Genomic DNA, 9090 nt, shown 5'->3' with positions numbered 1-9090 from the left:
AGGCGGGAACGCTCGCGCAGGGCGGCGACGGCGTCTCCCCCCTGCGCGTTGCCGCTGATCGGTGTGTTTGTCAGGCCGGTCTTGCCGCCACAGCCCGCAAGGTAAGGCTTCGTGTCGCACGACGTCGCGCCGGCGCCGTTGCCGCCCTGCGCGAGCGTTCCCACCTGGCCTGCGCTGGCGCCGACGCTGCCGCCTGCACCCCCTCCGTTATTGCTGCCGCCGCTTCCGCCGTTGCCCGATGCAGCCTGTGCGCCCGCGCCGCTTCCGGGATTCAGGATGACCTGGGCGGCACAGGGCGAAACGCTCGCGGCGGTGATCGTGCCTGCCATCGAGAGCAGCACGACGGAGCGGCGCAAGCGATGTGTCGGTACGATTCCCGACAATGGGATGTCGCCTGAATCGATCGGCTTTACGTGCACGAATTGTTCGTGACGCACGACCTGGCTATCGCTTTCCCGATTTGCGGCGTCCTGGCGTCCCTTTCTTTGAGACCTTCTCTTTTGTGGAATCATCATGATTTGAGTGGCGCCTTCAGGCAATTGAAATCGGGGCGTGTTTGCTCAATATTTGGAAAATGTCCTCAATTGATCCTGATGTTTGAACATTCGATTTCATCGATCGATGAGAAGCCGCTCCATGGCGCGCCACTTTCTGGAAGCGGATCTTTCCCGTCTTTCCGGTAGTGTGGAAAAACCTTCGGCCATCCATTTTGCGAAGCAAAGGCTTAATGGATCTTAGCAAGGTTTGGAACCTGCGTCGGAGGGGGCTGCGTCGACATTTGCGAGGAAAGTTTTATATATTGAGATTTTGCCGGAATTTTAAAATTTGCTGTAAATCTCGTCAATTCGATCGCCCCGGGAAAATTCTCGAATGCTGCGTTGACACTGCATTGAGGGATCGGGAACATACGAATCGCAGAGCGTATGAACAAACGCCGCAGCCAGTGTGCGGTCAGGCGTGCTTAATCTATTCCCCGAAGTGCAAGTCCCCCAAATCATGGAGGGTAATTGTCATGTCCTACGGTCACAACACGGCTCTGCCTGGCGGCGGGAGTACCATCACGCTGAGCCCGGGCGATAACACGAATATTTATCAACACCAGGGACGGTATATCGTCGCGACCATCCAGATGGCTGTGGGAAACAATATTCCCAAGGGCGCGACGATCGATTTTACCAAGGGCAACTCGCTGCACAGCAGCGGCTTCGTTAAGCTTTATGGTGAACCTGATTGGCAAAACGTGCCGATATCAATCAATGAAGCCGATCCCACGAAGGGCACTGCGCGCCTTGGCATTCGCCACGATCCCGAAGACCTATCGGGCACGATAAACGTGTATGCGAAGGCCAGTGGAATGTGGGGCACCATCACGCCACCGACAGATGCAGCAGGAGTCACTTACCAGGTTTTGAACTACGACCCAACCGTGACCCTCTCGGGCCCGGACAAGATGCTGGTTCCCGTGCCGCTCGCTAGTGAGCCCAATCAAGGTGACCAGTTCGCTCCGAATGACGAAGGCGGGAAGTACACCACGCACCTCTCATGCACGGTCGTTGACAACACCACAGTCCCGCCAACCAAACTCTCTGACTATGTAGTCGAATGGCACGAGTCGGGCGCGAAGACGATCGGCCTTTTCGACAACCTGATGAACACGTATACGTCGAAGACGGCGGAGTATCCAGATAGGTTGCAGGTTGAACCCATAGGCGGATTGCTCGTCAAGGATGACCAGCAGGGCGGCTATTTCATCCGCATGGAGACGAATAGCGAGGGCGTCGCGGATCTCTATCTGGTTGCCGAGGCGCAAAGTGGTTCAGTCGTGGGGAGTGTCGTACCTCGCTACGATATGACGGATTTTACGCCCGCTCCAATGAGCTTCCTCGTTGTGGATGCCACCGACACGGCGTACCCCCGTTCGCCGACGGTCATGAATGTAACGCGCCAGCCCGACGGAACATACACGTTAGATCTCGACGACGACGATGACGACGATGACGACAACTACAACGACGACGGCACAACCGTCAAAGTCACGATCACGAATTTTCCCGGTGAGAAAGCAGGCGATCAAATCTATTTGGTCATCAACGGAGCGCTGTGTGCAGGCCCTTATACGGTGCCCGGCTCTCCTTACACCGACAATTGGCAGTGGAATATCCACGTGCCAAAAAGCGCTTTTTATTACAGCGATAACGTTGCGGTTCCGGGAAAGCTTAATCAGGTCCTTTTTGTTGCCGTTAACGTCGGTTCCAATGATCTGCGTCCGAGCAGCATTAACGGATTTTACGGCATAAGTACACAGTTGGAAGGTGAGCCGACGCCTGGCGTACTGACGGCCCCCGTGCTCAGCCCCACAGCACACACACAAGGCACGATCAACAAGACCTGGATTACCGCCTATGGGGTAGCCATCGATGTCGATCTTCAGCAAGCCAGCAACGGGTGGACGCCGAAAGTCGGTGACGTATTGACCGCGACCGCGGTGTTGAAGGGCTGGGCAGCAGGCGGCGACATACCGCAATCGGCTGTTATCAATGCGACGGCCTCGGTAACACTTGCATTGACGGGCTCTCCCCCCGCTCTTCCGCCGTTAGTAACGCTGACCTTCCCTGTGGAGGGCTTCAAAGGTTGGGATTCGAAGGACGGTGGCTCGTACCCGACAAGTATCTGCTATTTCGTCTATACAGTTCAGCCAAAGGGCTCGCGCGTCCTGATAAATTCCCGTGCGCTTAACGTCAATATCAACACGGCGAATATGAGTTAGCCGCGCGCATGCTGGCGCGCGCTTCGTGCGAGTGACGGCATCCGCGGGCATGGGTCTGCGGATGCCTCTTGAATGCTTCACACACGGTCATATCGAGAGCGTATCAATGGACAGCGACAACCGCGATCCCGCGGGGCAAGCGCCTGCCTCTGTAACAGTGGTCGCCACAACGCTGGCGGCGTACTACATCGACGACAATTCGATCAAGCCTTGCTGCTGGGTCAATGTCTATGGGCCCCCGGGCGATACGGTGTACTGCGACCTTACGGGTGGTGAGTTGATTGTGCCGCCGCCCGGTAACCTATATGACGGCGACGGAACGTCTTACGGCACGGGCCCCTACAAAACCACGTTCGACAATAACGGCGGGGGTGTCGCGTTTCTGGTTCGTGCTCCGTACTCATTGGCTCCCCCCGACGTATCGAAGCTGTTCGCTATCGTGGTCACAGCGAAAGACCCCAGCGGCGGACCCACTGCGACGGGGAACCCGTCATTTCAAAAGTACACCGATGCGAACCCCTACAACCATCCGAACAAGCATCTCGTCGGATACAACTTCACGACGGGTGCGGCTGCGGATGGCGTCGCGCCATGCTGCGTGTATGTAAAAGCGGATAGCGACAAGTGGAAGGTCGTCAGAGTCAGCGTTGACGGTAGTGCGACCATCGTTGCCTCTGGCGGAAGCCAACAGCGCGACGTGGAGTTGGAAGAGGATGGCACAGCGGTCATCATGATCGTCGATAAAACGGCGGAAACCGTCAACGTCAACGTTTCGCTTCCGAACTCGCCAGGCACAGAGGCGCTTGCCCCATTCCAGGTGAGTTTTGTCGATCCTCCGAAGGTGCAGGTGAGTGCAGCATGACGCACATGCAGACGCAGCGAGCGGCGTTGGATGAGTCGTTCTCACTGAACGCACCGTCGCTTCCGCAAGCCAACCAGGCGGGGGTCATCGATGTCGCAGCGCTGTCACCGGGTGAATTTGTCCTTATTCGGATTCCCAATGGTCAGATAGGTCTTTGGCATCCGACGCCGGGCGATACGATATGGGCGTATTTGATGGATTCAGAGTCCGGGGTCATCGTCACGTCTGAAATTGCGGTCGTTGTCGGCGACCCCCACGCGTCCTCATGGGACGCGAAAGTCGACCCGGCCAAGATTCCGAACGGAACTTACAAAGCGACATACCAGAAGTGGAACCTGGTGAACGATGTCGCCACTTCATCTGCTACCCCCGTCGCGATTCAGGGATCAACCGCGGTCGGGTATCCCGGACCAACGTTTCCTGAAGCTTCGGACGGTGTGTTGTATTACTCGACGATAGCAACGGTAGACGGGGCACACGTTCGTACGAATTACGGCCTTCAGCCAGGCGATCAAGTCACGTTTTACTGGCAAGGCTTGGATAAGTGGGGCAATGTGCTCCCCAAAGCGGCGTATAAGACGCAATCACCGATGACTGTCGCGAAGGCCGATTACGACAAGGGTTATATCGCCGACAAAATCCCTCTGCTCGATATCCGTGCGGTCGGTGATCTCGGATCCGGCGCGGCGTATTACGAGGTGCTGCGCCAGGGCGCGAAACATACTTCGCTCAAAACCAACGTTGTCACTTCCTGGTCCGACATCGCCTCGCTGCAGGTGACCTCCACCGTAGGCGCCCCGAAGGCGTCCATACAGCCGACAGACCTTTACCCCTGCAATTGCGGCACCGTCTTCGGCGAGCCGGGGCTGGATGTGACGATCTCGGTGACCGCGGGCCAGATTGTCGAAGCGGACCCGGGTGATCCAACGACCTATAAAACGCGACTCGATAGTTTCGGCCTTGCGAGCTTCACCGTATCTTCAGGCGATCGGCGCGTAAGCATCATCACCGTTTACGCCAACAAGGTTGCAGGCATGCCGAGCGTGCCCGCGACCTTCGGCGACTATCTGGACGGCAGTGCTGCCGCAGGCATCGAGAAATACGCCTATACGACCTACGTGCCGAGCGATGGCGTGACGGCCTGCACAATCTATTTCCAGGTAATGGACGCTTTCGTCGATCAGACCGTGACGGTCACGATCGTCGACACGAACAGTCAAGCGACGATCGTCGGCGCCGATTTGGAGACACCGAAAACGCGCGTCGTTTATTTGAACGACGACGGCAGTGGGTCTGCGCAGATTGTCGACAAGTGCGCGGAGAAAGTACAGGTCGCCTTTTCAGTCACGGGGCAGGCACAGATGCTCCCACTTCAGTATCCGGTGGAATTCATTTCGTTTCCTTCCGTTTAGCCATCGATGTTGACCGGTGATCGACAACGCCAACTCACGGATCAATCATGACAAAGCCGCAAGAGTCGCTTCCTTTGGCGCCGGCCGGCGAGGCCGACGCAGCCTACTACAATCTTTGGCTTCGTATCGACGGCGTCAAGGACGGCGTGATGACGAACCAGGCGTGCGCGAAGCTTGCATTCGGCGAATGGCTCGAGCCTGGCGAACCCATCGTGTTTGAAATCATCAGCGGGTCGGCGGTATTCGAGGATGGATCGCAGAAGAAGATCGCGACGACAGATTCATTCGGCCTCGCAACGCTGACATTCGCCGATACGAATACCGACTCGGGCGAGATGCTCGCTACGATGCAGAACGACCCGAGTGTCAGCAGCAAGGCGCCCTATGCGTTCACGGGTTCGACGGGCTACAACCTCGTGCTGCTCTCGATCAAGGACGGTGAGCCGGCCGACGGAACGTCAGAGGACCAGGGTCGAGCCGTAGTCACCCACAACGGCGGGGCGCTGCAAGCGGCGCAGGTTGTGCAATTCCAATTCGAGAACGGGGCGTCGGCCAGGTTCGACGTGAGCAGGCCCGACGTTCAACCGGGCTCAACCGACACGGTTCTCCAGGTGAAGACGCATTTCGACGCGTCGAGCGGTCATGACATCGCCGACGCCTGGTTGACCGACGAAGTGGGGGAAACGGTCACGGTCGAAGCTTCGCTCGTTGGTGACACGGCGCTCACGCCGCAAACGCTGGATTTCAGGTTCATTGCGAGTCAGACCTACGAGATTGCGCTGAACGCTCTGACAGACGGCCAGCCTGCCGACGGAAATGCCGAGGACGCGGCGCGCGCCGTCGTCACGCAAAACGGCGGCGCGCTCACAGAGCCGCAGATCGCCAAATTCGAATTCATGAGCGGCGCTGCCAGCTTCGACATCACGAAGCCGAACGTGGTGCAGTCCCTGTCCGATAGCCGGACGCTCTATGTCACGACGCACAGTGAAAAAGGCCAGGACATCGCCGATGCCTGTTTCTCCGATACCCAGGCCGAAAAGGTGGAGGTCAGGGCCTTTCTCTATAACCATCCCGAAGTGAAGCCCAAAACGCTGGATTTCACGTTTGCGACAAATGAGACCTATCACCTTGGGCTGAGCTCGCTGACTGACAACCAACCGGCCGACGGAAATTCCGAGAATGCAGGGCAAGCCGTCGTCACGGAAAACGGCGGACGGCTCACACAACCGCAGATCGTCAGGTTCGAATTCGATAGCGGAACGTCGGCGCGCTTCGATACAACCAAGCCGGCAGGTTACGTTCAACCCAATTCCAGCTCCACTGTCCTCTATGTAAAAACGCATTTCGATAACGACGCTCAGGAGGACATTGCTGAAGCCTGTTTCGCCGATAACGTGGCGGAGGCGGTGACGCTAACCGCTTGCCTGGATGGCCAGCCGCAAACGCAGCCGCAAACGCAGGGATTCGAGTTTACGGCGCCTCGCACCTACTTCCTCGGATTGAGTTCGATGACACCCGATGGTGTCCCGGCCGACGGCATCTCCGAGAACATGGCCCAAGCCATCGTCAGTTGCAACGGTTCCGGACTTCCGGGTCCGCAAACGGTGAAATTCGAATTGCAGGGAGAGGGTGCCTTCGATATGCGCGGAGCGGACGTACTGCCCGGGTCCACCGGCTCGACGCTCTACGTGAAGACCCATAACGACGGTAGGCAGGACGTCGCCTACGCCTACTTCACCGCGCCTTGGTCAGGGACGACAACGCTCCAGGCATCGCTTCCCGATCATCCGAAAGTGGAAGGGCGTTCCGTCGACTTCACGTTCCGTTCACCGTCTTGGCCATACGCCATCGCGCTGAGTTCGCTCACGCTCGACGGCGTACCGGCGGACGGCAAGTCCGAGAACCACGCGCAGGTAGTGGTCACCTACGGCGGCAAGCCGATGGGCCACACGCTGGTGACGTTCGAACTGGACGGAGCGTGGGCGGCGAAATTCGACACGGATAAACCGTATGTCCAATCGAGCTCGGGCAACACGATGACGGTGAGCACCTATGTCGACGAGCAGGGACGTGACGTCGCTGATGCCTTTTTCACCGATACGTCTGCGGAGAGGGTCATGCTGAAAGCTTCTTTTCCCGAATACATCCAGCAAGGTGGCAGCCCTGCATGGAGGTACTTCTTCTTTTCGACAAACGGCGATGAACCGCGCTGAGCTACTCGCATTCCGGCACCTTCTTTCGATGCCGATCGCGCCCGATGTCAGCGTGTCCCGCGCCCCGTGCCGCCCCGTCGCGAGAGGAACGCGACCAAGCCCAACCACCCTACAACCATCGCCGCCCCGACCGCGGCGCCACGATGCGTATCGATCCATAGTGAGGCGCATGTCGATTTGGCCTCGTTGCTGAAGGAGCCGCGCACGCTGTGCAACCCCGGAACCGAATGCCATAGATCGACGGAGTGCTCGGGATCGGTCGCGCTTTTGCGTTGCTGAGCGCCGAACGCACGCTTCGCAAGATAACGATCCAGGCATCCCGGCGCGATCTTATTGGCGACGATGGCTGCGATCGACGAGAGCCCGACATGCAGTTCCCGCCGCGGGTGCTGCGCCGACCAAACGATTGCGCGCGCAGCGACTTCCGGCTCGTAGACCGGCGCGACCGGGCGCGGCGCACCGGGCATACGACTCAGCGCCCAATCGAACTGCGGTGTATTGAGCGCAGGCATCTGCACCATCGTCACCCGCACGCCGCTTTTGTCATGCATGAGTTCGCAGCGCAGTGCGTCGGTGAATCCTCGAATCGCATGCTTGGCGCCGCAATAGGCCGATTGCAACGGAATGGCACGATAGGCAAGGGCGGAGCCCACTTGCACAATGACACCCCGGTCGCGCTCACGCATTCGTTTTAGCGCAGCCATGGTGCCCCAGACGTAGCCCAGGTATGTCACGTCCGTGATACGCGCGAACTCAACGGGCTTCATCTCGCTGACAGGCGAAAACATCGTCACCATAGCGTTGTTGACCCATACGTCGATCGGGCCGAGTTCTCTCTCCACACGCTCTGCCGCCGCTTCGACGGCATCCGCGGCGGTCATGTCCATCGGAATCGTCAACGCGCGCACGCCGTGGCCGCGTGCGGCTTGCGCGACTTCTTCCAAGGCTTCTGCGTCGCGCGCAATCAATGCGACGTCCGAGCCCTGCTCGGCAAAAGCGAGCGCCGCCGCGCGACCGACACCGGCACTCGCACCGGTGATGACGACGATATGGGGAAGGTGAGGTAAGCGAGCCATGACAGTCTCCGGGAGGCGGTTTTGTTGTCGATGCGCCAGGCGATCGCACACCGGTGCGTTCATTGCTTGCATATCGCATGCCGACATCAAAGCGACCCGGCTGGGCTTCACCGGCGCCGCGGCGGGAGGGCTACCCCTTTGCCCCGCTACCCGTGCGTGTACCCCTTCCCTGTCCGCTCCAGGGTGAACACCTGCTCGGCGCGCGAGCCGTTACGCCGCTTGACATCGACCGTCCCGTGATACGCGACGCGCCAACCGTCGCGTGTTGTGATGATCGGCACGTTGCCGCCCGGGCGGCTATCGAAATCGACCAACCCCTGCGCACGCACCGGGATGTTGTTTTCGAGGGACGCATTGGAATTGATCACGTTGTCCTGCCATATCGACGCGTCGCGTCGCGCCTCGAGCCCTTTGCCGTCCGTGTCCACTGTGTCGTCCGAAGCGGCCATGCCCGCATTGTCCACCGATACGATCCGCGCGTTCGCGCGTGCGACGGGGTCCGGGCTGTCGGCGTCCCTGGTCCCGTGCTCGATCGATGGCAACGGAGCGGGGTCTTTGGCTGCAACGGATTGCGCCGACGTCGCACGCTTGTTGTTGCCGAATTCGCGGGCCTGCGTCTCCGCGTCGGGCATATCGCCGGCAGCAGGCGTTTTCGCAGGGCTCTTCGCGGCGATTTCGTTTTGCTGACTCTGCGTCGGATTGTTTTGCGCGTTTTCCACGATAGCTTGTCCTCCATGACATGGACGTTCCTTTGTCGTTT

General features: G+C 59.1%; 6 protein-coding genes and 1 pseudogene. 4 read left to right on the top strand and 3 right to left on the bottom strand.

From position 1 onward, the window contains the following. Nucleotides 1-437: pseudogene (locus C0Z19_RS24965) on the bottom strand (hypothetical protein); the annotation flags it as partial. 575 nt (nt 438-1012) lie between these two features. Between C0Z19_RS24965 and C0Z19_RS24960 the strand changes: the two are divergent. From C0Z19_RS24960 to C0Z19_RS24945, 4 genes are all read left to right on the top strand, one after another. Beyond that, nucleotides 1013-2767, top strand: a complete 1755-nt coding sequence (locus C0Z19_RS24960) for a hypothetical protein (RefSeq protein WP_102612512.1) — start codon at nt 1013-1015, stop codon at nt 2765-2767. Between the two features lie 106 nt (nt 2768-2873). Then, entirely contained in the window at nt 2874-3629 is a 756-nt protein-coding gene (locus C0Z19_RS24955) for a hypothetical protein (RefSeq protein ID WP_102612511.1), read from the top strand. Further along, nucleotides 3626-5041 (top strand): phage tail protein, encoded by a 1416-nt coding sequence (locus C0Z19_RS24950; RefSeq protein WP_102612510.1) that lies wholly within the window; start codon nt 3626-3628, stop codon nt 5039-5041. Before C0Z19_RS24955 ends, C0Z19_RS24950 begins: the two co-directional genes overlap by 4 nt. Nucleotides 5042-5088: 47 nt before the next feature. After that, a complete protein-coding gene (locus tag C0Z19_RS24945) occupies nt 5089-7254 on the top strand; it encodes a hypothetical protein (RefSeq protein WP_102612509.1) in 2166 nt (721 codons plus the stop codon). A 47-nt stretch (nt 7255-7301) separates the two neighbouring features. Here C0Z19_RS24945 and C0Z19_RS24940 read toward each other — a convergent pair whose 3' ends face one another. After that, nucleotides 7302-8330 carry an SDR family oxidoreductase gene (locus tag C0Z19_RS24940; RefSeq protein ID WP_102612525.1) on the bottom strand — a complete coding sequence of 343 codons (1029 nt, stop codon included), beginning with the start codon at nt 8328-8330 and terminating at the stop codon, nt 7302-7304. Between the two features lie 146 nt (nt 8331-8476). Then, a complete protein-coding gene (locus C0Z19_RS24935) occupies nt 8477-9049 on the bottom strand; it encodes a DUF3005 domain-containing protein (RefSeq protein ID WP_102612508.1) in 573 nt (190 codons plus the stop codon). Nucleotides 9050-9090 lie beyond the last annotated feature (41 nt).

It is taken from the genome of Trinickia soli (genome assembly GCF_002879855.1).
GTDB lineage: Bacteria > Pseudomonadota > Gammaproteobacteria > Burkholderiales > Burkholderiaceae > Trinickia > Trinickia soli.
This window is presented reverse-complemented; position numbering and strand designations above follow the sequence as displayed.

Excerpts from the sequence above, each read along its gene's own strand:
- C0Z19_RS24955 (WP_102612511.1), top strand. The coding sequence starts at position 2,874 with ATGGACAGCGACAACCGCGATCCCGCGGGGCAAGCGCCTGCCTCTGTA.
- C0Z19_RS24950 (WP_102612510.1), top strand. The coding sequence starts at position 3,626 with ATGACGCACATGCAGACGCAGCGAGCGGCGTTGGATGAGTCGTTCTCA.
- C0Z19_RS24945 (WP_102612509.1), top strand. The coding sequence starts at position 5,089 with ATGACAAAGCCGCAAGAGTCGCTTCCTTTGGCGCCGGCCGGCGAGGCC.
- C0Z19_RS24960 (WP_102612512.1), top strand. The coding sequence starts at position 1,013 with ATGTCCTACGGTCACAACACGGCTCTGCCTGGCGGCGGGAGTACCATC.
- C0Z19_RS24940 (WP_102612525.1), bottom strand. The coding sequence starts at position 8,330 with ATGGCTCGCTTACCTCACCTTCCCCATATCGTCGTCATCACCGGTGCG.